We start from the raw sequence: 20,916 nt of genomic DNA, 5'->3' as shown, positions 1-20,916 counted from the left end.
CTGTTTTGGCGCTTGACTTCAGCTTTTTGTCATTAATTGTTAAAACATGCCTAAAAGTGTTAAATCCAAAACCATTATTGGAAAAAATAGGTTTAATTTACAGCTTAATTGATCTACATATGAAACCTAAATACTTTATAATATTTTCAGCCCTTTTTATTGCGGGTACCGTGAACGCTCAAAGTGTTTTGAAAGGCACTGTTTATGAAGCTGGTAAAAACAACCGGATGCCTAATGTTTTCATAAGGGACGATAATAACAAAAGACAAATAACTATTACCGACGATAAAGGTAATTTTGAAATAAATACCGAAACCGGTCATACCCTGATATTTGATTCGCCTGGCTATATATCCGATACCTTGTATGTAACCAACCATGCTCCAAAAAGAGTAGAGATGGCAACCAAAACAATCACCCTGCACCAGGTTAATGTTACCTCAACCCGGCAATCGTTTGATGCGCATAAAGAGTATCCGGAGGTTTATACCCGCAGTAAAGTGTATCCGCTGTCGCCATCATCATGGTTTAGTAAGGATGCCCGTGATGCACGCCGCCTTAAAAAATACTTTAAACATGAAGAGGAAGAGCGTCATGTTGATGATGTATTTAATGTTACCTATGTAGAAAGCCTGGTACCATTGCGCGGTCAGGATTTGGAAAATTTTATGACCCTTTACCGCCCAACTTATGCGTTTCTGAAAAGTAACAATGGCGAATCACTTACCGTATATATAAACGACTCTTATAAGAAATTTATGGCCTTGCCTGCAGATAAACGGACATTGCCTAGCTTACCCAATACGGGTAAAACGCTGCAATAGGCAGTTTTTAGTATGTAGTTAGCAATATCTCTGTAGATTACAGGGATATTGTCAATCTACGTAAACGGTCATATTGCCCGATATGATGTTTTGGTATAATAGCTCTATCTGACTTTGGAGTATACGGTCTTCCGATAGTTCCGGTAGTTTGTCAATGTCAAAATATTGTACATCAAGCACATCAAATCCCTTATTAAGGGTAGATGACAGAGCTTTGCAATAGAAAACCATTTTATACACATAGAATGGCTGGGGTGGATGCGGATGCATTTTTTTATCAAATACGGCCAGCAACCTTTCTGGTCTAATATCAAGCCCGGTTTCTTCCTGAAATTCTTTAATGATCACCTCTTTTGGGCTGTAGCCTATATCGCCCCAACCACCGGGTAATGACCATTTGCCATCGGTGCTTTCACGGGCCAACAGTATTTTATTATCAGGAGAGAGCAGGATCCCTCGTACATCGACTTTAGCTGTAGGATAATCGGTAGCTTGCGGAAAATGTATATTGATGGTTTCTTCCCCATAACCCGAAACCTGATCCAGCATTTGGGTGCTGATATGCCGTAGTTCGGTGTACCGCTCTATATCATACTCGTTTTTGGCGTAAAGCAAACCTATGTCAGCAACGGATCTTAGTTGAGTAATGAGGGTTAAAAGAGTGCTGTTGTTATTCATTAGAGTAATTTAATACTAGTTGTCATACTGAACGCAGCGAAGTATCTATTTTACATTTCGCATAACGATATATAGATCCTTCGTTCCTCAGGATGACAAATCGGGATAAATCCGAAATCGAAACGGCGAAGCCCTCAACGGAGTTAATTCTCAAATCCGAAATAAAAACCTATCCTCTGCCCAACAATTCATCCAGCTTATTGCGTTCTGTTTGCAGTTCGCGGGCCAGTTTCTTTTCTTTTTCGTTAGCTTTTGATTTATATGTTTTGTATTCCTCATCAAGCTCTTCATACAGTTTTATACGGTATTTAGCTTCGCGGCTATGCGCACCCGAACGGGCAATAACTATAGTAGCAATAACACCAAAGGCAATAACCAAACCCCACATTAATAAATTATACGAGGATTTAGTGAGCGAAATACCCAGGAGGCTTATTTCATCGCGCTTAGCATTCGATTCAGAAAGTGTCTGATCTTTTGTAGTTACATCAGTTTTAAGACTGTTGATATCTTTAGTTTGTGCAGTAAGTTTTGATTGCGCCTCGGCTAGTTTGCGCCTTTCGATATTCAGCGTATCGCGCATGTTTTTCCAAAGGGCGGATGCCAATGGCTCCTGGTAGTGATACAGTTTACTGACCAGGTATTTATACTGACCGTTAAGCGATTTGTCTTTTTCCAATGCCGAATCGGCCGCGGTAGCTTTTGGCTGAGCATATCTGTAGGCCGAAGGATTAGCAGGCACAACTGGTTTTACACCAGCCGGTTTTGCAAAGGCTGGTTTCGGTACGGCAGGTTTCACCGTACCTGTTTTTTTAATAGTGTCCTGGGCAAATCCCGGGTTAATATGGCTTAAAAAAACAGCGATTAAAACACAGATACTAAATAAAAAATGCTTGCTCATTAGATGTAAAATTAGAAATCCTATGTTAACAAATTAGGATATTTATTTTTTTTATTGTGATATCCTGAAGGTTTGTAGGGGCTAATGTAAGGTTTCATACGTAATTTTGCTACTCATGGTTATATTAGCGGCATGAATATAGGTATTATTGGTTTAGGCGACATGGGACGCTTATATGCCAAAGCTTTTGCAAAAGCGGGCTACACCGTTTGTGGATGCGATTTACCCGAGAATCGCGACAGATTGGAAGCTGAGCTGGCGCCATACAAAATAAACATAATGGATAGCGGTAAAGATGTGGCACGTACCAACGACCTGATCATTTACTCGGTTGAGGCCGACAAGATGGAGCAGGTAGTGGCAGAGTGCGGTCCGCTAACCAAATATGGCGCTATTGTGGCCGGCCAAACATCTGTAAAGCATCCGGAGATAGCTCTTTTTGAAAAATACCTGCCTGCCGATGTGCAGATAATTACCTTTCATGGCATGCATGGCCCTGGATTTGAACCAGCGGGCCAAACACTGATCCTGATACCACACCGTACCACGCCGGATGCCTATCAGCGTATGTATGATCTGTTTAACGCTATTGGCAGCCAGATTGTGGAAATTACAGACTATCACGAACATGATAAAATTGTGGCCGATACCCAGGCCGTAACCCATGTAGGTTTTGAAAGTATGGGCACCGCATGGAAATCGGCTGGCTTTTTTCCATGGGAAAACGCCTCCTATATTGGTGGTATCGACAATGTGAAGATACTCACTACCCTGCGCATATTTAGTTATAAAGCCCACGTATACGCCGGATTGGCCATTTTAAACCCATACGCCAAGCAGCAGGTTAAACGTTATGCTGAGTCTGAATCGGAGCTGTTTAAGTTGATGATCAAGGAAGAAGCCCAAACTTTCAGAGAGCGATTGTACCGCGCCCGCGACTTTGTTTTTCATGAAAGTCGCAAACCTATCATGCTGAATGATACGGTGATGAAGGAGTTTTCCCTATCTCAAAAGCCGGAGCAGCAGAAACCAAATTCACATTTAAGTATACTGAGTATGGTGGATGCCTGGTACCACCTGGGTGTAAACCCTTATGATAACCTTATATGCCAAACCCCGCCTTTTCGCCTGCGTTTAGGTATTGCCGAATACCTGTTCAAGAACGAAGAATTACTGGAGGAATCTATCGAAACAGCCTTATACGATAAAACTATCCGCGGCGACGATCTGGAATTTCACTCGGCCGTAAGAGAATGGTCGTCCATCATCGGTTATGGTGATATGGAAGGCTATAAAAAGCATTTTAACGATGTACAATCCTTTTTTGTCGGCAGGCTGGAAGAAGGCAAAAAACAAAGTGCCGAACTCATCAGAAGATTGATGATGGAATAAGCACAAAGACTTTTTAAACCTTAAATTTTAACACTTTTTTAGTCAAAAACGTCGTAAAAAGGCTTAGTTATTGTCTGTTTTAATAAAGCCTTAGGGCCATTTTAACACTTTTTAACAAATTTTAGATGAGTTTTGAAAGGTTAAAAAAGTATTAATTTTCTGACTGTCAAATAACTACATGCCAACCGGTCGGTTTTGGGCCTTGTTTTCCTTTAACTAAACAGCCCGGTTTTTCTGATACAAAAGAAAAACCGGGCTGCTGTTATACAAATATAGGCAATATCCGGCGTAATACCTTTATTACAAAAATCTATCCTTCGGCATACATTTCCAGAAAATAAATTATTCCCCTGTAGCGTATAGATAGATGTGATACGTAATGGTATATAATCCTAATGTATATTATCCCGTCATAACCAATTTTTTATGAAAAACCTGTGCCTCTATATCGTTGGTTTGTTTATTTTATTGACCGTGGTGTCCTGTTCAAAGAATAAGGCAAAAGTCATCTGCCCTCCGGTGCCACTTACAGTACCAGTGCAGACTGTTAAATTTCAGGTGGTTGATAAAACCAGCGGACAGGATCTCTTTTTCTCACAGAATCCCCCGTATGCTTTAACTGATATTAAAATTGTATTCAGAAACAGTTCGAATAAATTAGATTCTATTTCTCCTCCACTGAAAGAAGAACTACCCAACGGATCGCATTTTGTATATGCTGTTTCTAATCCCAGGACACCGGATACCTGTTATATTAAAATAAAAAGTCTGAAAACAGATACCATGATCAGCACATTTGCAACTACTACAACTGCATGTAGTACAACCTCCTTTTTAAACAAGGTACAGGTGGATAAGAACGCCCCTGTTGCTTATGCCAGTGGTAACGTCATCGTCATCAAAAAATAAAGCGGATGAAGGGTGAGGAATTTTCGGCTTTGGTTAACTACCTGCAGGAGGTTCCTGCTGTTAATGTTTTTGGCAGCGGAATATTTGAAAATGGCTTGTGGTGGGTTAAGTTTAGTATCGACATTAAACACACCTATGCCTGGCAGGTGGTACAGGAAATTGGCCATGTAGTTAACTATGTATCGCTTGAGGAGCGGCTGCCTACCGTATTTTACCCTGTTTCGCCACCTCCTTATATCAACGGCGGACCGGACGAATTCCTTTCCTGGATCATTGAAAGTGAAGATGCCGATTTTACACCCGACGATCTGAAAGATTGGCTTTCGGGCAGATTACCCCAACCGGTTAACGATTTGAAAGCCTGGAGTACCAGCAACGAGGAGGATTGGAAAGAGGTTTAGTTGAAAGCTTAAGGCTGACTTTTACTATAAACTAAAGGCCACGCTGTTTTGCAGCGCGGCCTTTAGTTTATTAAATGAATGTCCCTTCAGAGTCTCTTGCAGAGGTCCCCGAGGTAGGTTACAAACTATGGTAATGTGGTAAAATTGATGCTTGGTGGCGTGCCGGTTGCTGTGCGGGTAAATGTTTGGTTAAGGGTTACGTAATTGGCAAAGAAGCCGCCATTTTGTAAATAGAAGTTACTCCCGGAAATACCACCACCGTAATCCATTCTTTGTTGATTGTTGGCAGTAGCATCACCATCAAAATAGGCGCTGGTTAGTTCGGTCCAGGTGCCGGTTGAGCTCATTACCCATTGGTTGCCAAAATTTCCTTTACGGCCCAGGTAGCCATTGGTATCTGTAAAGTTCTCTACAAAGGAGTACAGACCTGTTAAATAGGTATTGGTAGATGGTCTTAACCACGAGGTAATGAATTTCCACGAGCCAACCTCGGGCGCATAAAACCATGACGAAAAGGTAGTATTGCCAGATGAATCGGGCACGGCTTCGGTTAAAAATTTATAGGTAGTGCCGGCAACCCAGTTATAATCAAGGTAAGCCTGGCCGCCTTCGCCTTCGCCGGTAAATGTTTGTACTACCACACCGGTACCAGCCCGTGTGCTGGTGGTAGTACCGCCGGTTGGGTTCCATACCGAAAACAGGATGCGGCGTTCTGATGATGAATTTACCTGCATGCCAAAATATCCCTGGCTAAAGCCATTGGCCATAAAATAAGAGCCAACCGGATCCTGACCAACAGGTACAGTAACTTCATTATAAAACCATTGAGAATTGGCCGGGGCGGTATAGCCTAAATGAACCGAAGGCCCCCTGCGCGACCAGTAAAAGTTAGTAGAGTCATTGGCATACTGCACATTGGAAGCAACCACAGGTCCGCTGATGATGAGGTCGGACACATCGGCATAATAGCCACCGGTTTTGCTCACGCCTTGGAAATCTACTTTTACATAACCCGGACTGGTAATATTTACCGTACCTACATTATAGGTGGTAAAGGCCGAGCCGGTCATGGATACGTTAAATGGCACCCCGTTAACAGTAAGCTTAATAACGCTGCTGCCCGATGCAACCTTGGCTTTTACCTGTACGGTTAACGAACCGGTGTTGCCTAAACGGAAATAGGCCGAGAAAATACTGTTGGGATTGGTCCAGTTAGCCAATGTGGTAGAGGTTACGGTTTCCACACCACCCGAGGCCAGAGTAGTAACGAAAGCATTGCCACCCATAGAAACCCGGAGTGATGAGCCACCGAGTGATTGGGTTTTAGCGGCGGTGGTTCCGTTTACGGCTAAATTCTTTTGCGCATCCTTTTTACAGGAAAATAATACAAGCATCATCAGGCACACCAGGTAGTGTAATTGGTTTTTTTTCATAACGTAAAGGTTTGTTAAAATTTTGTCGGTTAATTTTAACTTAAATTATGAAATGGATAGTTAATCAGCTATTTAAAGATTACGCAAACGTTTGTTAAAAATTTAACCAGAAGATAATTTTATATGATGCAGCGCGGCATCGGCAAAATAATATTTTACAAATAGGCTCGTAGCTTCAAACAGTGCTAAAACGTATTTCAATGGAGCTATGCAGATAATGATCTTATAAAGTATTGCTAATTGCGTGTTAACCTGATTGTTAGCGGGGCTGATGATTTTTATAACGCATGTTGCTTTTAATGGAAATTCATAGAATGAGGCGGTTGGGACTATAAACCACAACACAAACGTTTGAAATTGTATTTCAGGCGGTTATGGGGTATTTGTATCCTTTAAATAGCAACTCTTTCTATACTTTAATATCAACAAATGCATGTCATTTTGAAAGAGGTACGTGGAGAAATCTTCTACGACATTTATTGCGGACTGTATTAAGCAGAAGATTTCTCCTCATCCCGTTACTTTATCCAACGCTGTTCGTCGAAATGACATTTGGTGTTTTAGTCCTCTAAGAGAAACAGAGTTGGGGCCCGTGCAATTCCTTCCCTCGGGAAGGGGCAATGTCATTATTTAAGGAATTTTGCAAACCCCATCGGGGTTAAAGCTTTGTAGAAAAAAGGCAGTTTCCAATTCAGTGCCGTAGGTACTGCACTCAGGTTGCATACCTACGGCATGCTGAATACTTATTTTTTGTTTTCTACAAAGCTTTTACTCCTACGGAGTATCCTTAACTTAATGACATTGCGGGAAGGGGAGGAAGGAGTTTAATGGATATTGCAAACCTGTATCATGTGTATAAACCCCTCCCTGCCATTGCACATAGTCCATCTCACCGCTTTCGTGGGGAGGGAATGTAAATTCGTTAACCAAAATTTATCTGGATTTCATCTTCACCAGATAAACTCCCCTTTTTTCGGGCATCTTAAATTTCTCGTTGTTGTCGCTGTTATAATAAGGCTCCACTATTTGAACCTGATCAGACATAAAGTAAGAGCCTATCAGGTATTCGGCTTCGGTTATCGTATAAAGTGTACCTTTAATATCAAAAACAAAGCCATAATCAGTAGCTTCTAATTGTTTTAAAGGTATTTTAAAATTGTCCATATAAAAACTTATAGGAACAGAGAATTGTACACGTACCGGCTTGCCATACTGAATGCCAGGTTTCCAGGGTTTAGATTCCTGTACAACTTTTACCGCCTCAGCTTCGCATCCGGCGCCAATGCAATTTAATGGTGTAACATTAATAAGTTTCCCGTCTTGATCTACCACAAATGATACTACAACACGGCCATTAATACCAAGTAAGCGGGCAACGTATGGATATTTGAGATTATTAGTAATGTATTTACCAAAAGCCTGTATACCTCCCGGATATTCAGGAATGACCTCAACGCTTGTATAAACATCATTGCCTTTTTGTTGCTTAACAACAGGAGGTTTTACTGTGGTATCGGCATTTAAGCCAGTATGAGCATAAGATGCCTGTACAATTAATAAGGCAGCCAGTAAGAAGTAATAAGGTTTCATGAGGCAAATGTAATTATTTGCATTATTCTTTATTGATTACTTAGTCGCAAACAACGTCCAGGGATAGGCTTTCATATCCCGCAGGTATTTGGCCTGGTAATTATACTCCGGATGTTGTTTGAAGAAAGGGGCAGCCAGGAAATCAGTACCACCGGGGTGGCCCATGTGTGCCCATAACTGCATTTTGCCGGCCAGGGCTGCAGTGGTTACCTTACCTTGTACGGCACCCATCGGGAAGTAGGGGCCTTCGCTCCACTCGGGGCAGCCCTTGGGGTCCTGGTCAATATGCCCGTCGATAATGCAGCGGTTATAGGCGTTTTTACCTTGCAGGGCATCAAAGGTATCCCCCTCTATAGTTTTACCGTTCTCGGCATCCAGTTTGCCTTTATAATCCAGGCAAACCAGTTTTTCCATGCGGAGCTTGCGGGCATTGGGCGAGGTGGTTTTGTCGTTCACATCAAAAGTGGTTTCTGTTTTGATGAGTGCCGGGTCGCTCGGGAAGTTAGAGCCAATCATCGCCGTATCTTTTGATCGCCATACCTTTACCGTTTTTAAACCGAGTTCGAGTTTGGCCACCTCGTTGGTCTTGGTGTCGCCAACGAGCCAGTCGTTGGCATAGCCGCCATTATTATCCGTACTCATGATCCTGATCACATCGTCGATACTTTTACTGTACTGCGCGGCCTTGCGGGCACGTACAAACTCGGGCGTGCGGGTGGTATCAAAACCTTTAAAACCAGTAATGGTGGTTTCGGTAATGAGTATGCCGTTGCTGGTGATCACAAAATCGTCACCACTATGGATAAAGCCCGGCGCGCAGTCCATTAATATATGGTTCCCTTTTTCGGGTACCAAATCGGCTATTACATTCCAGCGCTCACCTATAATATAGTCTGTCCAGTTATTATGGCCTATTACGATCGTGCCATCTTTGGTGTAACGACCTGTAGCAATGAAGGCACTGCAATTGCCGGGTGCCTTATTATCGCCGCTGCCGGGTTTTATTTTATCCATGAGGCCGGGCACATAATATTGGGCCAGCTCAATATTAGCATTAAGGGCGGTAATATCAAGCGTATCGTATTTAAGGCCATGGGCTTGCAAGCCCTCGGCTATGCCGCGTATTTCGTCCTGGTATTCCTTATCTATTTTTTTCCATAGAAACCTGGCCGATGCGCTGCGGTAAAAGGCCCAGTCCTTTTTACTGCTGTAGGGCAGGTAGTAAGCCATCACCTTAAGCATCGTATCTATCTCCTTATATAATAGGTATCCGTGCTGGTAACCCATATCGGCCGGCGAGCCTTCCAGGTGCAGATAAACCCAGCCGTTTTTATCTGCCCGGCTGGCTTTGCCTATACGATCATGTGGCTTGGTTTCTGGTTTACAGCTAAAAAGTAGTGAGGAGACGAGCGCGATAGCAATAATGGTGGTAAAAGCTTTCATGATCAGTATAGTTTTTAAGGAAAGCTCAATTTAATAAAAGAATATGAAATTGCAGGGGCTTAGGTAGGCATTTTTTTAAGGAGTCCTCCCGGAAGATTTTGGCTAAAGCTATTCTAAGTATTTGACTTTAACCGTTGGCTGAAGCCAAACGGCAATGAATAAAATCCTTTATCGAAAATAGTGTCAACGGTTAACATTCATTGCCGTCTCATTTATGGGACGGACAAGGATAAGATTAAAAATGGCTTTAGCCGAATAATCTACACAGTTTTCAGGTACCAATGCATGATATAATGCTTATTGATTGAACCAGATGTGGTATTTACAGTTAATATGAACTTTACGCTTAGTTATTGTAAAACCAGATTTTGAAAAAATAGAGCCAGTGAAATTCAATTTCAGGAATCTTTAAATACCCGGTTTTTATCAATTCTATGTAAACTCCAAAAAGCATAATTTCGCGTTCCTGATTAAATAGCTTAGGCGCCAGCGAAATACCGGCGACGAGCTTGTTAAAAACCGATGTGGAAAAATATTAAAAAATAATTCACTAACTATTTGAGAGTTAATACAAAATTCCTATCTTTGCCGTCCCTTAAGGGGGAAATAATATGCCTTGAACGAAGCCCTACTGCTTCGATGGGCACAAACAAATTAAAGAAATGTCAGGAATTATTGGTAAAAAAGTAGGAATGACCAGCATTTTCGACGAAACAGGGAAGAATATCCCCTGCACAGTAATCGAAGCTGGCCCTTGCGTAGTAACACAAGTTAGGTCTGTTGATACAGACGGGTATGCTGCTATACAGTTGGCATATGGCGACAAAAAGGAAAAAAACACCTCAGGCCCATTAAAAGGTCACTTCCAAAAAGCAGGTACTGCTCCAAAGCGTAAACTTGTTGAATTCAAAACTTTCGAAGACGAAAAAAACTTAGGTGACACTGTTACTGTAGAGATTTTTGCTGCCGGAGATTTTGTGGATGTGGTTGGTACCTCAAAAGGTAAAGGCTTTCAAGGTGTGGTAAAGCGTCATGGTTTTGCGGGTGTGGGTATGCAAACTCACGGTCAGCACAATCGTTTACGTGCGCCGGGTTCCTTAGGTGCGTCATCATGGCCATCACGTGTATTTAAAGGTATGCGTATGGCGGGTCAAACCGGAAACGGCCGTGTTAAAGTTCAGAACTTACAAGTTGTGAAAGTTTATGCGGAGCAGAATCTGTTAGTTGTTAAAGGTTCCATCCCAGGAGCTAAGGGTTCATTCGTAATAGTTGATAAATAAGATGGAAGTTAACGTATTAAACGTATCAGGTAAAGAAACAGGTGCCAAGGTGCAGCTTCCTGAGTCGGTATTCGGCATTGAACCCAACGATCACGCGATCTATCTTGATGTAAAGCAGTATTTAGCTAATCAGCGTCAAGGTACACACAAATCAAAACAGCGTAACGAAATTGCAGGTTCAACCCGCAAGTTATATAAACAAAAAGGTACAGGTGGTGCCCGTGCAGGTAGCGTAAAATCTCCATTATTTAATGGTGGTGGCCGCGTTTTCGGTCCGCAACCACGCGATTACAGCTTCAAGTTAAACAAGAAACTGAAATCACTGGCACGTAACTCAGCTTTATCATACAAAGCAAAAGATAACAACATTTTAGTATTGGAAGATTTTAATTTTGATAGCATCAAAACTAAAAACTATATTAAACTGGAGGCTGATCTGAATGTTACTAATGACAAAACATTATTAGTAGTAGCAGGCGCCGAAAATAACAATGTGTATTTATCAAGCAGAAACCTGAAGAAAACTAAGGTTATTTCAGTTGAGCAGTTAAACACTTATGATGTGTTAAACGCTGGCAAACTGTTATTAACTACAGGCGCTGTTAAAACTTTGGAGGAAGCATTAGCTAAGTAATTATGGAAATTTTAAAGAAACCCTTACTTACTGAAAAAGTAACTCAATTAACTGAGAAACTTAACCGTTATGCTTTCAAAGTTGATCACAGAGCAAACAAAATTCAGATTAAAGGTGCCATTGAGGCAATGTATGGTGTGAACGTTAAGGCGGTAAACACTATGAAATACGTCGGCAAACTTAAAACTCGTAATACTAAGGCAGGCGCCGTTTCTGGCCGCGCTGCTACGTATAAGAAAGCGATCATTACGTTGAAGGACGGTGAAACAATTGATTTTTACAGCAATATATAATTAAGACATGGCAGTAAAGAGATTTAAACCGGTTACCCCGGGTACCCGCTTCAGAGTTGATGTATCTAACTCAGATATTACAACAAACGTTCCTGAAAAATCGTTGGTTGTATCAGCCAACACCAGATCAGGCGGACGTAACCATAGCGGTAAAATGACCATGCGCTACTTAGGTGGTGGTCACAAACAGGCATACAGATTGATCGATTTTAAACGTAATAAGTTTGATATCCCGGCAAAAGTTGCAACCATTGAGTACGATCCTAACCGTTCTGCACGTATAGCTCTGCTACACTTTGTAGATGGTGAGAAAAGATATATGATAGCTCCGGAAGGCTTAACAGTTGGAACGGTAGTTGTATCTGGCGAGAGTGCAGCACCAGAGGTTGGTAATACCATGCCTTTGAAAAACATTCCACTGGGTTCTATCATCCACAACATTGAGTTAAACCCAGGCCAGGGTGGTGTTATTGCACGTAGTGCAGGTACATACGCCCAGCTTTCAGCACGCGATGGTAAATATGCTATCATCAAATTGCCTTCAGGCGAAACACGTATGATACTGTCAACTTGTTTGGCAACTATCGGTACCGTTTCAAATGGCGAAAAAGCAAACGCGGTGTTAGGTAAAGCAGGTCGTAACCGTTGGTTGGGCCGCAGGCCAAGAGTTCGTGGTGTAGCCATGAACCCGGTAGATCACCCTATGGGTGGTGGTGAGGGAAGAGCCTCAGGTGGTCATCCACGTTCACGTAAAGGTTTATTAGCTAAAGGCTACAAAACTCGTGACAAGAAAAAAGGATCGGATCGTTATATCATTGAAAGAAGGAAAAAATAATGGCACGTTCAATTAAAAAAGGACCTTATATTGATCATAACCTGGAAAGAAAAGTTCTTACCTTGAATGAATCAAGCAAAAAATCAGTTGTAAAAACATGGTCACGTCGTTCCATGATCTCTCCTGATTTCGTTGGTCACACATTCGCAGTACACAACGGAAATAAATTTATCCCTGTGTATGTAACAGAAAACATGGTTGGTCACAAGTTGGGAGAATTTGCTCCAACCCGTACATTCCGCGGTCACGCAGAAAAGAAAAAATAACAGGCAATGGAAGCAACAACAAAAATCAAAAAGTCTGTATTAATCAGGCAACAAAAAGAAGCAGCAAAAGCCCAGGTTGGCGGTGCTTCAGTTGCTAAACTACAGGACTGTCCAACTTCACCACGCAAAATGCGCTTGGTAGTTGATCTTATCCGTGGCGAGAACGTTGAAAAAGCGTTGTACATATTAAAATATACTAACAAAGAAGCTGCTATTCGTGTAGAGAAACTTTTGTTATCAGCCATCAAAAACTGGGAAGCAAAAAACGAAGGCAAACGTGTTGAAGACAGCGCTTTATTTGTTAAAGAAATTTCAGTAGGTGGCGGCCGTCAGCTAAAAAGGTTACGCCCTGCTCCGCAAGGAAGGGGATACCGTATACGCAAACGCTCAAACCATGTAACCCTTATTGTGGATAGTAAAAACGATAATAATTAATTTGAAATGGGACAGAAAGCACATCCAATAGGTAACAGGTTAGGAATCATCAGAGGATGGGATTCTAATTGGTTCGGTGGCAATCACTATGCCGACAAATTAGTTGAAGACGAAAAGATCCGCAAATATCTTTCAGCTCGTATAGCTAAAGGTGGGGTATCTAAAGTGGTTATCGAACGCACATTAAAACGCATCACTGTAACTATTCACACTGCCCGTCCGGGTATCGTGATCGGTAAAGGTGGTCAGGAAGTTGACAAGATCAAAGAAGAGTTGAAAAAACTTACCAAAAAGGAAGTGCAGATCAACATCTTTGAGATCAAACGCCCTGAGCTTGATGCACAATTAGTGGCAGAAGGTATCGCAAAACAACTGGAAGCACGTATCTCTTTCCGCCGTGCCATGAAAACTACAATTGCTTCTACCATGAGAATGGGTGCTGAAGGAATCAAGATCATGACATCAGGCCGGTTAGGCGGTGCCGAGATGGCACGTAGCGAACAATATAAAGAAGGAAGAATTCCTTTGCACACTTTCCGTGCTGATATTGACTACGCACTGGCAGAAGCCTTAACTACTTATGGTAAAATAGGTGTTAAAGTATGGATCTGCAAAGGCGAAGTTTACGGAAAGCGTGATCTGTCTCCAAACATCGGTGGCACAAGCAGCAGCAGCGGTAAAGGTGGTCGTCCAGACGGTGCTCCGGCATTTGGTGGACGTGACAACCAACGCGGTGGCGAACGTGGTGGCGAGCGCAGAGGCGACAGAAAACCAGGTGGTGACCGCCGTGGTGGTGGAAACAACAACCGTCCAGGTGGCCAAGGTGGCAACCGTCCGGGTGGCCAAGGCGGTAATCGCCCGGGTGGTCCAGGAAAGAGATAATAATAACAGATGTGAGATTTGAGATGTTAGATATGAGAAATCATACATCATCCCTTGATCGCAGCATATAGATAACAATTAATAAGATAAAAGATATTTGATAAGAGAGACTGAAAAAGTATAATCTCACATCTCATATCTCATATCTCAATACTTAAGAAAATGCTACAGCCAAAAAGAACGAAGTTCAGAAAGATGCAAAAAGGCAGGATGAAAGGTTTAGCCACCCGTGGTGCAGAACTTTCATTCGGATCTTTCGGTATAAAATCACTCGAAGCGGCCTGGATTACCAGCCGCCAGATCGAGGCTGCGCGTATCGCTGTAACACGTTTTATGAAACGTGAAGGCCAGGTATGGATCAGGATATTCCCTGACAAGCCTGTAACCAAAAAACCAGCAGAGGTACGTATGGGTAAAGGTAAAGGTGCTCCTGAATACTGGGTTGCGGTAGTACGCCCCGGAAGGATCATTTTTGAAGCCGAAGGTGTGCCATTGGACGTTGCTAAAGAGGCTTTACGCCTTGCAGCACAAAAACTTCCGGTACAAACCAGATTTATAGTACGTAGGGATTACGTAGAAGCATAAACGGAAAGTTAGTTGAAAAGTTGTAAAGTTTTCATGTTGTGAAGTTAGATGCCGAACATTCACCCATCAAAAAAACAATACAGCGTTGAAACTGCGAACAACAACAAATAACAAAAGAAAATGAAGAACTCAGAAATTTTGGAGCTATCAACTGAAGAATTGGTTGCAAGAGTAGGCGAGGAGAGAACAAACCTTACCAAACTTAAATTTGCCCATGCAGTATCAGCTATAGAGAATCCAACACGTATAACAAAAGTACGCAAGGACATCGCTCGGTTAACTACTGAATTAACAAAGCGTAAAGCTGCGTCAACTTCTGAAAACAATTAATTAAGCGTTCAGAAAAATGGAAAGAAATTTAAGAAAAACACGTACCGGTTTGGTAGTTAGCAATAAAATGCAAAAATCAATCGTAGTAGCTGTGGAACGTAAAGTGAAACACCCTATCTACGGTAAATTCGTAAAGAAAACTACCAAATTCATGGCTCATGACGAGGCTAATACCTGTGGTATTGGTGATACCGTATTGATTATGGAAACACGTCCGTTGAGCAAAAGCAAAAACTGGAGATTAGTTCAAATTATAGAAAGGGCTAAATAAGATGGTACAACAGGAATCAAGATTAAACGTAGCCGATAACAGCGGAGCTAAAGAAGTTTTAGTGATCCGTGTATTGGGCGGTACTGGTAAAAGGTACGCATCAATCGGCGATAAGATAGTAGTAACTGTAAAAAGCGCTTTACCTTCAGGTAACGTGAAAAAAGGTACTGTATCAAAAGCCGTAGTAGTACGCACCAAAAAAGAGATCCGCAGAAAAGATGGTTCATACATCCGTTTCGACGATAACGCAGCTGTATTGTTAAATAACCAGGACGAGCCGAGAGGTACCCGTATCTTTGGCCCTGTTGCAAGGGAACTGCGTGAGAAACAATTTATGAAAATTGTATCATTAGCACCGGAGGTATTGTAACATGGAAAAGAAAAAACACGCACAACCAGCTAAATTAAAGATCCGTAAGGGCGACCTGGTTAAAGTTATAGCCGGTGACTCAAAAGGAACACAAGGCAAAATTGTTGAGGTTATATTAGAAAAAGGCAGGGCTATTGTTGAAGGTGCCAATATGGTATCAAAACATACCAAACCTAATGCTGCCAATCCAAACGGTGGTATTGTTAAACAGGAAGCTGCTATACATATTTCAAACCTAATGCTGGTTGATCCTAAAACAGGTAACCCAACCCGTGTTGGCCGTAAGAAAAACGATGCCGGCAAATTAGTAAGGGTAGCAAAAAAATCAGGGGAGGAAATTAAGTAATGACTTACATACCAAGACTCAAAACAAAATACAAAGAGGAGATCCGTACCGCTCTGAAAGATAAATTTCAGTATAAAAGCGTAATGCAGGTTCCTAAACTGGAAAAAATTGCCATTAACCAGGGTGTTGGCGCTGCCACAACCGACAAGAAATTGATCGAAAACACCATTACTGAGTTAACTACCATCACTGGTCAGCAGGCAGTATCTTCAAAATCTAAAAAAGATATCTCAAACTTTAAATTGCGTAAAAATATGCCGGTTGGTGTACGTGTTACCCTGCGTGACAACACAATGTATGAGTTTTTGGATCGTTTAATCGCTGTTGCCCTGCCACGTATACGTGATTTTAAAGGCATCAACGACAAAGGTTTTGACGGAAGAGGTAACTATACATTAGGTATTACAGAGCAAATTATATTCCCTGAGATAAATATTGACAAAATCAATAAAATTCAAGGTATGGATATTACCTTTGTAACCTCCGCAACAAACGATGTTGAAGCATTGGAGTTGTTGAAACAATTTGGATTACCATTTAAAAATCAAAATAACAATGGCTAAAGAAGGTGTAAAAGCACGTGAAATAAAACGCGCTAAATTGGTTGCTAAATACGCAGAGAAAAGAGCAGCCCTTAAAGAGGCCGGCGATTATGCAGCCTTAGATAAATTGCCTAAAGCTTCGTCACCGGTAAAATTACACAACCGTTGTAAATTAACCGGTCGCCCTCGTGGTTATATGCGTCAGTTTGGCATTTCACGTGTAACATTCCGTGATATGGCATTAGCTGGTAAAATACCGGGAGTAAAGAAAGCAAGCTGGTAAAAAAATAAAATTCAAAAGTCAAAATTCAAAAGTGCCTTACTGGCGTTTTTGAATTTTGAATTTTTACTTTTGAATTAAAAAATGAATTTAACCGATGGAAGGTCGCCCGGGATGTTACCGGAAGGAAACCACTATCATAACACAATAAAATGAATACAGATCCAATCGCAGATTATCTTACAAGAGTAAGGAATGCTATTAAAGCCAACCATAGGGTTGTTGAAATTCCTGCATCAAATCTGAAAAAGGAAATCACGAAAGTGCTTTTCGACAAAGGTTACATTGCCAATTACAAGTTTGAGGAAGTTGGTCCGCAAGGCAGCATTAAAGTTGCTTTAAAATACCACCCGATAACTAAAATTTCTGCTATCCGTAGCATTCAGCGCATCAGTAAACCAGGTTTGAGGAAATACGCAGGTACTGATAACCTGCCAAGAGTTTTAAATGGTTTAGGAATCGCTATCCTGTCAACTTCAAAAGGTGTAATGACCGATAAAGAAGCTCGTCAGCAAAATGTAGGTGGCGAAGTATTATGCTACGTTTATTAATAGGAGAAATTAAGCAATGTCAAGAGTAGGAAAAGCACCGATAGCACTACCTCAGGGAGTTGCCGTTACCGTATCAGCAGAAAATGTTGTTACTGTAAAAGGCCCTAAAGGTGAGTTGCAGCAAGCGGTTGATAGCGATATCACCATTGCACAGGAAGACGGCAATTTGTTAGTTCAACGCCCGTCTGAACAAAAACGTCATAAAGCATTACATGGTTTATACCGTGCGCTTTTAAATAACATGGTAGTAGGTGTAACCACTGGTTACAAAGTGGAGCAGGAATTAGTAGGTGTAGGTTACCGTGCTACCAATACAGGTAATACTTTAGATTTAGTGCTGGGTTACTCTCACCACTATGTATTTGAATTACCAAAAGAAATTAAAGTTACAACCACTGCTGAGAAGGGTAAAAACCCAACCATCATCCTGGAATCTATCGATAAACAATTGATCGGTCAGGTAGCGGCAAAAATACGTTCGTTACGTGCACCAGAACCATACAAAGGTAAAGGTATCAAGTTTGTAGGCGAAGTATTGAGAAGAAAAGCAGGTAAATCAGCATCTAAAAAATAATCGTCATGGGAGCTAAATTATCAAGAAGAGACAGGATTAAAAAAGGCATCAGAAAACGCCTTTCAGGATCAACAGAGCGTCCTCGCCTGTCAGTTTACAGAAGTAACAAAGGAATTTACGCGCAGATCATTGACGATTTAACCGGTAAAACTATCGTATCGGCTTCATCTTTATCAAAAGATTTTGCAGCAGATGGCACTAAATCAGAACAATCAGTAGCCGTAGGCAAACTGGTAGCTCAGAAAGCTATTGCAGCAGGTATCAAAGATGTGGTTTTCGACAGGAACGGTTATTTGTACCATGGTCGTGTTAAATCACTGGCCGAAGGTGCACGTGAAGGTGGTTTAAACTTTTAATCGAAAAGAGAAATGTCAACAATCAACATAAAAAGAGTAAAAACAAGCGAGATCGAATTAAAAGACCGCTTGGTAAGCATACAACGCGTTGCCAAAGTAACTAAAGGTGGCCGTACATTCAGTTTCTCTGCCATTGTGGTAGTAGGTGACGAGAACGGTGTTGTAGGTTACGGCTTAGGTAAAGCCAAAGAGGTTACCGAAGCTATTGCAAAAGGCATTGATGATGCTAAAAAGAACCTGGTAAAAGTTCCTATCTTAAACGGAACTATACCTCACGAGCAAATTGGTAAATTTTCTGGCGGTTTTGTTTTCATTAAACCAGCAGCAAATGGTACCGGTGTTATTGCAGGTGGTGCAATGCGTGCCGTATTAGAATCGGCAGGTATCCACAACGTACTGGCAAAATCAAAAGGTTCATCAAATCCGCACAACGTGGTAAAAGCAACTGTATCGGCATTAGCGCAATTACGCGATGCACATACTGTAGCTCAGCAACGTGGCGTTAGTTTAGGTAAAGTATTTAACGGATAATCAGTCATGGCCAAAATCAAAATAACTCAGATTAAGAGCGTGATCGACAGAAGTGAACGCCAAAAAAAGACAGTCGAAGCTTTAGGCTTACGTAAAATTAACCACAGTGTGGAAGTTGAAGCTACACCTGCTATAATTGGGATGGTTAGAAAAGTTAATCACCTGGTAGCGGTAGAAAACATTTAATATCATGAATTTAAGTAATCTAAAACCTGCAGAAGGTTCTACTAAAAATAGAAAAAGAATTGGCCGTGGTACAGGTTCTGGCCGTGGCGGTACGTCAACCCGTGGCCATAAAGGCGCCGGTTCACGTTCAGGTACCAGCACTAAGGTAGGTTTTGAAGGCGGTCAAATGCCTTTGCAACGTCGTGTACCTAAGGTTGGTTTCAAAAACCCTAACCGTGTGGAATACACAGGTGTTAATTTGGATGTACTGCAAGGCTTAGTTGAGAAATTCTCATTGGCAGCAGTTGATTTCGATACCCTGAAAGAACATGGTTTGGTTTCACGTAACGACCTGGTAAAAATCCTGGGCCGTGGCGAACTGAAAGCCAAATTGGAAGTTAAAGCACATGCATTTACTGCAACGGCGCAAAAAGCGATCGAAGCAGCTGGTGGTACCATAGTTAAGTTGTAAGTTTCAATGAAGAAATTTTTCACCACATTATCCAATATCTGGAAAATCGAAGATCTGAGAGTGCGTATTATAAACACACTCTTATTTCTTTTAATATATCGCGTAGGCTCATTTGTAGTGTTGCCTGGCGTGAACGGTGCGTCATTCGCAAACCAAAAAGCAGAAGGATTAGTAGGATTGTTGAATATGTTTGCAGGAGGCTCGTTTTCACGTGCCTCTATTTTCGCCTTAGGTGTAATGCCTTACATTTCGGCTTCAATTGTGGTGCAACTGCTGGGTATTGCTGTACCTTATTTTACCAAACTTCAAAAGGAAGGTGAAAGCGGGCGTAACAAACTTAACCAGTGGACACGCTACCTAACCATCGGTATTACTGCATTGCAGGCTATCGGTTATGTACGTTCACAAATTGGTCCTGATGCACGTTTAATCAGCGATCCATTGTTTACCTTATTAACTACAGTGGTTTTAACCGCAGGCACATTATTTGTAATGTGGCTGGGCGAAAAAATTACTGATAAAGGTATCGGTAACGGTATATCGTTAATTATCATGGTGGGTATTATTGCCCAATTGCCAGGCGCGTTTATAACAGAGTTTAGCTCCCGTACCAGTGGTACAGGTGGATTGGTAACTTTCATTGTTGAAATTGTTGCACTGATAGGTGTGGTTATGTTCACTATATTGATAGTACAGGGTACACGCAAAATTGCGGTACAATATGCTAAACGTATAGTAGGTAACAAGCAATATGGCGGTGTACGCCAGTATATACCTTTAAAGGTAAATGCTGCCGGTGTAATGCCTATTATATTTGCCCAGGCCCTGATGTTTATTCCAGCAACGGTACAGCAATTTTTTCCGAAGGCAGCATCAAACGGTATCCTGATTGCAATGTCGAACTCCAACTCATGGCAGCATAACACGGTGTTTGGTATCCTGATCATCCTGTTCACTTATTTCTATACAGCTATTACGGTTAATCCTAACCAGATGGCAGATGATATGAAAAAGAACGGTGGCTTTATACCAGGCATTAAACCAGGCAAATCAACTGCCGATTTTATTGACGGTGTAATATCAAAAATAACTTTACCGGGATCAATATTCCTGGCTATTATAGCCATTATCCCGGCTATTGCCAGTTTAGTTGGCGTATCTCCAATCTTCGCAAGATTCTTTGGTGGTACTTCACTGATCATCCTGGTAGGTGTAGTTTTAGATACCCTGCAACAAATTGAAAGTCACCTGTTGATGCGTCATTATGATGGTTTAATGAAAACCGGACGAATTAAAGGGCGTACAGCAATGCCTGCTGCTGCCGGAACAAGTCCGACGGTTATCTAA

The 20,916-nt window shown here is 41.7% G+C and carries 30 protein-coding genes; 25 read left to right on the top strand and 5 right to left on the bottom strand.

Annotated elements, in window-relative coordinates; all coding sequences use genetic code 11:
- Window positions 1–119: 119 nt before the first annotated feature.
- Window positions 120–824 carry a carboxypeptidase-like regulatory domain-containing protein gene (locus BW976_RS24325; protein ID WP_076377443.1) on the top strand — a complete coding sequence of 235 codons (705 nt, stop codon included), beginning with the start codon at window positions 120–122 and terminating at the stop codon, window positions 822–824.
- A gap of 51 nt (window positions 825–875) precedes the next feature.
- On the opposite strand, the gene BW976_RS24320 is transcribed toward BW976_RS24325, so the two are convergent.
- Complete coding sequence (locus BW976_RS24320) at window positions 876–1,502, bottom strand: NUDIX hydrolase (protein WP_076377442.1); 627 nt, start codon at window positions 1,500–1,502, stop codon at window positions 876–878.
- 169 nt (window positions 1,503–1,671) lie between these two features.
- Window positions 1,672–2,403 (bottom strand): hypothetical protein, encoded by a 732-nt coding sequence (locus tag BW976_RS24315; RefSeq protein ID WP_076377441.1) that lies wholly within the window; start codon window positions 2,401–2,403, stop codon window positions 1,672–1,674.
- A gap of 132 nt (window positions 2,404–2,535) precedes the next feature.
- Between BW976_RS24315 and BW976_RS24310 the strand changes: the two genes are divergently transcribed.
- The 3 genes from BW976_RS24310 to BW976_RS24300 all read left to right on the top strand — a co-directional run bounded on the left by BW976_RS24310 (window position 2,536) and on the right by BW976_RS24300 (window position 5,105).
- A complete protein-coding gene (locus BW976_RS24310; protein WP_076377440.1) occupies window positions 2,536–3,795 on the top strand; it encodes a prephenate dehydrogenase in 1,260 nt (419 codons plus the stop codon).
- A gap of 426 nt (window positions 3,796–4,221) precedes the next feature.
- A complete protein-coding gene (locus BW976_RS24305; RefSeq protein WP_076377439.1) occupies window positions 4,222–4,704 on the top strand; it encodes a hypothetical protein in 483 nt (160 codons plus the stop codon).
- Between the two features lie 5 nt (window positions 4,705–4,709).
- Window positions 4,710–5,105 carry a hypothetical protein gene (locus tag BW976_RS24300; RefSeq protein ID WP_076377437.1) on the top strand — a complete coding sequence of 132 codons (396 nt, stop codon included), beginning with the start codon at window positions 4,710–4,712 and terminating at the stop codon, window positions 5,103–5,105.
- A 125-nt stretch (window positions 5,106–5,230) separates the two neighbouring features.
- On the opposite strand, the gene BW976_RS24295 is transcribed toward BW976_RS24300, so the two are convergent.
- From BW976_RS24295 to BW976_RS24280, 3 genes are all read right to left on the bottom strand, one after another.
- Window positions 5,231–6,538 (bottom strand): DUF3472 domain-containing protein, encoded by a 1,308-nt coding sequence (locus BW976_RS24295; protein ID WP_076377435.1) that lies wholly within the window; start codon window positions 6,536–6,538, stop codon window positions 5,231–5,233.
- 933 nt (window positions 6,539–7,471) lie between these two features.
- Window positions 7,472–8,128 (bottom strand): energy transducer TonB, encoded by a 657-nt coding sequence (locus BW976_RS24285; protein ID WP_076377431.1) that lies wholly within the window; start codon window positions 8,126–8,128, stop codon window positions 7,472–7,474.
- 36 nt (window positions 8,129–8,164) lie between these two features.
- A complete protein-coding gene (locus BW976_RS24280; protein WP_076377429.1) occupies window positions 8,165–9,571 on the bottom strand; it encodes a C45 family autoproteolytic acyltransferase/hydrolase in 1,407 nt (468 codons plus the stop codon).
- Window positions 9,572–10,233: 662 nt separating this feature from the next.
- On the opposite strand from BW976_RS24280, the gene rplC reads away from it, so the two are divergent.
- The 21 genes from rplC (at window position 10,234) to secY (ending at window position 20,916) form a co-directional block, all read left to right on the top strand.
- Window positions 10,234–10,851, top strand: a complete 618-nt coding sequence (rplC, locus tag BW976_RS24275; protein ID WP_076377427.1) for a 50S ribosomal protein L3 — start codon at window positions 10,234–10,236, stop codon at window positions 10,849–10,851.
- 1 nt (window position 10,852) lies between these two features.
- Window positions 10,853–11,485 carry a 50S ribosomal protein L4 gene (rplD, locus tag BW976_RS24270; RefSeq protein WP_076377425.1) on the top strand — a complete coding sequence of 211 codons (633 nt, stop codon included), beginning with the start codon at window positions 10,853–10,855 and terminating at the stop codon, window positions 11,483–11,485.
- A gap of 2 nt (window positions 11,486–11,487) precedes the next feature.
- Complete coding sequence (rplW, locus tag BW976_RS24265; RefSeq protein WP_076377423.1) at window positions 11,488–11,778, top strand: 50S ribosomal protein L23; 291 nt, start codon at window positions 11,488–11,490, stop codon at window positions 11,776–11,778.
- A gap of 7 nt (window positions 11,779–11,785) precedes the next feature.
- Complete coding sequence (gene rplB, locus BW976_RS24260; protein ID WP_076377421.1) at window positions 11,786–12,613, top strand: 50S ribosomal protein L2; 828 nt, start codon at window positions 11,786–11,788, stop codon at window positions 12,611–12,613.
- Window positions 12,613–12,879 (top strand): 30S ribosomal protein S19, encoded by a 267-nt coding sequence (gene rpsS, locus BW976_RS24255; RefSeq protein WP_076377419.1) that lies wholly within the window; start codon window positions 12,613–12,615, stop codon window positions 12,877–12,879. Before rplB ends, rpsS begins: the two co-directional genes overlap by 1 nt.
- A 6-nt stretch (window positions 12,880–12,885) precedes the next feature.
- Complete coding sequence (gene rplV / locus BW976_RS24250) at window positions 12,886–13,314, top strand: 50S ribosomal protein L22 (protein WP_076377417.1); 429 nt, start codon at window positions 12,886–12,888, stop codon at window positions 13,312–13,314.
- Window positions 13,315–13,320: 6 nt separating this feature from the next.
- Window positions 13,321–14,196 (top strand): 30S ribosomal protein S3, encoded by an 876-nt coding sequence (rpsC, locus tag BW976_RS24245; RefSeq protein ID WP_076377415.1) that lies wholly within the window; start codon window positions 13,321–13,323, stop codon window positions 14,194–14,196.
- A 162-nt stretch (window positions 14,197–14,358) separates the two neighbouring features.
- Window positions 14,359–14,781: a 50S ribosomal protein L16 gene (rplP, locus tag BW976_RS24240; RefSeq protein WP_076377413.1), complete on the top strand. Its 423-nt coding sequence runs from the start codon at window positions 14,359–14,361 to the stop codon at window positions 14,779–14,781.
- A gap of 120 nt (window positions 14,782–14,901) precedes the next feature.
- The gene (gene rpmC / locus BW976_RS24235) at window positions 14,902–15,111 is read left to right on the top strand and encodes a 50S ribosomal protein L29 (RefSeq protein WP_076377411.1); all 210 of its coding nucleotides are present in this window, start codon (window positions 14,902–14,904) and stop codon (window positions 15,109–15,111) included.
- A gap of 16 nt (window positions 15,112–15,127) precedes the next feature.
- Window positions 15,128–15,382 (top strand): 30S ribosomal protein S17, encoded by a 255-nt coding sequence (gene rpsQ / locus BW976_RS24230; protein WP_076377409.1) that lies wholly within the window; start codon window positions 15,128–15,130, stop codon window positions 15,380–15,382.
- A gap of 1 nt (window position 15,383) precedes the next feature.
- Entirely contained in the window at window positions 15,384–15,752 is a 369-nt protein-coding gene (rplN, locus tag BW976_RS24225) for a 50S ribosomal protein L14 (RefSeq protein ID WP_073405786.1), read from the top strand.
- A gap of 1 nt (window position 15,753) precedes the next feature.
- Window positions 15,754–16,098, top strand: a complete 345-nt coding sequence (rplX, locus tag BW976_RS24220) for a 50S ribosomal protein L24 (protein WP_076377407.1) — start codon at window positions 15,754–15,756, stop codon at window positions 16,096–16,098.
- Window positions 16,098–16,661 carry a 50S ribosomal protein L5 gene (rplE, locus tag BW976_RS24215; protein ID WP_076377405.1) on the top strand — a complete coding sequence of 188 codons (564 nt, stop codon included), beginning with the start codon at window positions 16,098–16,100 and terminating at the stop codon, window positions 16,659–16,661. The genes rplX and rplE overlap by 1 nt, the downstream gene beginning before the upstream one ends.
- A complete protein-coding gene (gene rpsN, locus BW976_RS24210) occupies window positions 16,654–16,923 on the top strand; it encodes a 30S ribosomal protein S14 (protein WP_076377403.1) in 270 nt (89 codons plus the stop codon). Before rplE ends, rpsN begins: the two co-directional genes overlap by 8 nt.
- Window positions 16,924–17,072: 149 nt before the next feature.
- On the top strand, window positions 17,073–17,471 hold the full coding sequence (gene rpsH, locus BW976_RS24205; RefSeq protein ID WP_076377401.1) for a 30S ribosomal protein S8: 399 nt from the start codon (window positions 17,073–17,075) through the stop codon (window positions 17,469–17,471).
- 16 nt (window positions 17,472–17,487) lie between these two features.
- Entirely contained in the window at window positions 17,488–18,045 is a 558-nt protein-coding gene (gene rplF, locus BW976_RS24200) for a 50S ribosomal protein L6 (RefSeq protein WP_076377399.1), read from the top strand.
- 5 nt (window positions 18,046–18,050) lie between these two features.
- Complete coding sequence (rplR, locus tag BW976_RS24195; RefSeq protein WP_076377397.1) at window positions 18,051–18,401, top strand: 50S ribosomal protein L18; 351 nt, start codon at window positions 18,051–18,053, stop codon at window positions 18,399–18,401.
- 12 nt (window positions 18,402–18,413) lie between these two features.
- Window positions 18,414–18,932, top strand: a complete 519-nt coding sequence (gene rpsE / locus BW976_RS24190) for a 30S ribosomal protein S5 (protein WP_076377395.1) — start codon at window positions 18,414–18,416, stop codon at window positions 18,930–18,932.
- Window positions 18,933–18,938: 6 nt separating this feature from the next.
- A complete protein-coding gene (gene rpmD / locus BW976_RS24185) occupies window positions 18,939–19,118 on the top strand; it encodes a 50S ribosomal protein L30 (RefSeq protein ID WP_076377393.1) in 180 nt (59 codons plus the stop codon).
- Window positions 19,119–19,122: 4 nt separating this feature from the next.
- On the top strand, window positions 19,123–19,569 hold the full coding sequence (rplO, locus tag BW976_RS24180) for a 50S ribosomal protein L15 (protein WP_076377391.1): 447 nt from the start codon (window positions 19,123–19,125) through the stop codon (window positions 19,567–19,569).
- 6 nt (window positions 19,570–19,575) lie between these two features.
- The gene (secY, locus tag BW976_RS24175) at window positions 19,576–20,916 is read left to right on the top strand and encodes a preprotein translocase subunit SecY (RefSeq protein ID WP_076377389.1); all 1,341 of its coding nucleotides are present in this window, start codon (window positions 19,576–19,578) and stop codon (window positions 20,914–20,916) included.

This window comes from Mucilaginibacter lappiensis, assembly GCF_900155965.1.
Classification (GTDB): Bacteria; Bacteroidota; Bacteroidia; order Sphingobacteriales; family Sphingobacteriaceae; genus Mucilaginibacter; species Mucilaginibacter lappiensis.
This window is presented reverse-complemented; position numbering and strand designations above follow the sequence as displayed.

What these genes read in the sequence shown, in the direction of transcription:
- BW976_RS24325 (WP_076377443.1), top strand. Translation starts at nt 120, where the DNA reads ATGAAACCTAAATACTTTATAATATTTTCAGCCCTTTTTATTGCGGGT.
- BW976_RS24320 (WP_076377442.1), bottom strand. Translation starts at nt 1,502, where the DNA reads ATGAATAACAACAGCACTCTTTTAACCCTCATTACTCAACTAAGATCC.
- BW976_RS24315 (WP_076377441.1), bottom strand. Translation starts at nt 2,403, where the DNA reads ATGAGCAAGCATTTTTTATTTAGTATCTGTGTTTTAATCGCTGTTTTT.
- BW976_RS24310 (WP_076377440.1), top strand. Translation starts at nt 2,536, where the DNA reads ATGAATATAGGTATTATTGGTTTAGGCGACATGGGACGCTTATATGCC.
- BW976_RS24305 (WP_076377439.1), top strand. Translation starts at nt 4,222, where the DNA reads ATGAAAAACCTGTGCCTCTATATCGTTGGTTTGTTTATTTTATTGACC.
- BW976_RS24300 (WP_076377437.1), top strand. Translation starts at nt 4,710, where the DNA reads ATGAAGGGTGAGGAATTTTCGGCTTTGGTTAACTACCTGCAGGAGGTT.
- BW976_RS24295 (WP_076377435.1), bottom strand. Translation starts at nt 6,538, where the DNA reads ATGAAAAAAAACCAATTACACTACCTGGTGTGCCTGATGATGCTTGTA.
- BW976_RS24285 (WP_076377431.1), bottom strand. Translation starts at nt 8,128, where the DNA reads ATGAAACCTTATTACTTCTTACTGGCTGCCTTATTAATTGTACAGGCA.
- BW976_RS24280 (WP_076377429.1), bottom strand. Translation starts at nt 9,571, where the DNA reads ATGAAAGCTTTTACCACCATTATTGCTATCGCGCTCGTCTCCTCACTA.
- rplC (WP_076377427.1), top strand. Translation starts at nt 10,234, where the DNA reads ATGTCAGGAATTATTGGTAAAAAAGTAGGAATGACCAGCATTTTCGAC.
- rplD (WP_076377425.1), top strand. Translation starts at nt 10,853, where the DNA reads ATGGAAGTTAACGTATTAAACGTATCAGGTAAAGAAACAGGTGCCAAG.
- rplW (WP_076377423.1), top strand. Translation starts at nt 11,488, where the DNA reads ATGGAAATTTTAAAGAAACCCTTACTTACTGAAAAAGTAACTCAATTA.
- rplB (WP_076377421.1), top strand. Translation starts at nt 11,786, where the DNA reads ATGGCAGTAAAGAGATTTAAACCGGTTACCCCGGGTACCCGCTTCAGA.
- rpsS (WP_076377419.1), top strand. Translation starts at nt 12,613, where the DNA reads ATGGCACGTTCAATTAAAAAAGGACCTTATATTGATCATAACCTGGAA.
- rplV (WP_076377417.1), top strand. Translation starts at nt 12,886, where the DNA reads ATGGAAGCAACAACAAAAATCAAAAAGTCTGTATTAATCAGGCAACAA.
- rpsC (WP_076377415.1), top strand. Translation starts at nt 13,321, where the DNA reads ATGGGACAGAAAGCACATCCAATAGGTAACAGGTTAGGAATCATCAGA.
- rplP (WP_076377413.1), top strand. Translation starts at nt 14,359, where the DNA reads ATGCTACAGCCAAAAAGAACGAAGTTCAGAAAGATGCAAAAAGGCAGG.
- rpmC (WP_076377411.1), top strand. Translation starts at nt 14,902, where the DNA reads ATGAAGAACTCAGAAATTTTGGAGCTATCAACTGAAGAATTGGTTGCA.
- rpsQ (WP_076377409.1), top strand. Translation starts at nt 15,128, where the DNA reads ATGGAAAGAAATTTAAGAAAAACACGTACCGGTTTGGTAGTTAGCAAT.
- rplN (WP_073405786.1), top strand. Translation starts at nt 15,384, where the DNA reads ATGGTACAACAGGAATCAAGATTAAACGTAGCCGATAACAGCGGAGCT.
- rplX (WP_076377407.1), top strand. Translation starts at nt 15,754, where the DNA reads ATGGAAAAGAAAAAACACGCACAACCAGCTAAATTAAAGATCCGTAAG.
- rplE (WP_076377405.1), top strand. Translation starts at nt 16,098, where the DNA reads ATGACTTACATACCAAGACTCAAAACAAAATACAAAGAGGAGATCCGT.
- rpsN (WP_076377403.1), top strand. Translation starts at nt 16,654, where the DNA reads ATGGCTAAAGAAGGTGTAAAAGCACGTGAAATAAAACGCGCTAAATTG.
- rpsH (WP_076377401.1), top strand. Translation starts at nt 17,073, where the DNA reads ATGAATACAGATCCAATCGCAGATTATCTTACAAGAGTAAGGAATGCT.
- rplF (WP_076377399.1), top strand. Translation starts at nt 17,488, where the DNA reads ATGTCAAGAGTAGGAAAAGCACCGATAGCACTACCTCAGGGAGTTGCC.
- rplR (WP_076377397.1), top strand. Translation starts at nt 18,051, where the DNA reads ATGGGAGCTAAATTATCAAGAAGAGACAGGATTAAAAAAGGCATCAGA.
- rpsE (WP_076377395.1), top strand. Translation starts at nt 18,414, where the DNA reads ATGTCAACAATCAACATAAAAAGAGTAAAAACAAGCGAGATCGAATTA.
- rpmD (WP_076377393.1), top strand. Translation starts at nt 18,939, where the DNA reads ATGGCCAAAATCAAAATAACTCAGATTAAGAGCGTGATCGACAGAAGT.
- rplO (WP_076377391.1), top strand. Translation starts at nt 19,123, where the DNA reads ATGAATTTAAGTAATCTAAAACCTGCAGAAGGTTCTACTAAAAATAGA.
- secY (WP_076377389.1), top strand. Translation starts at nt 19,576, where the DNA reads ATGAAGAAATTTTTCACCACATTATCCAATATCTGGAAAATCGAAGAT.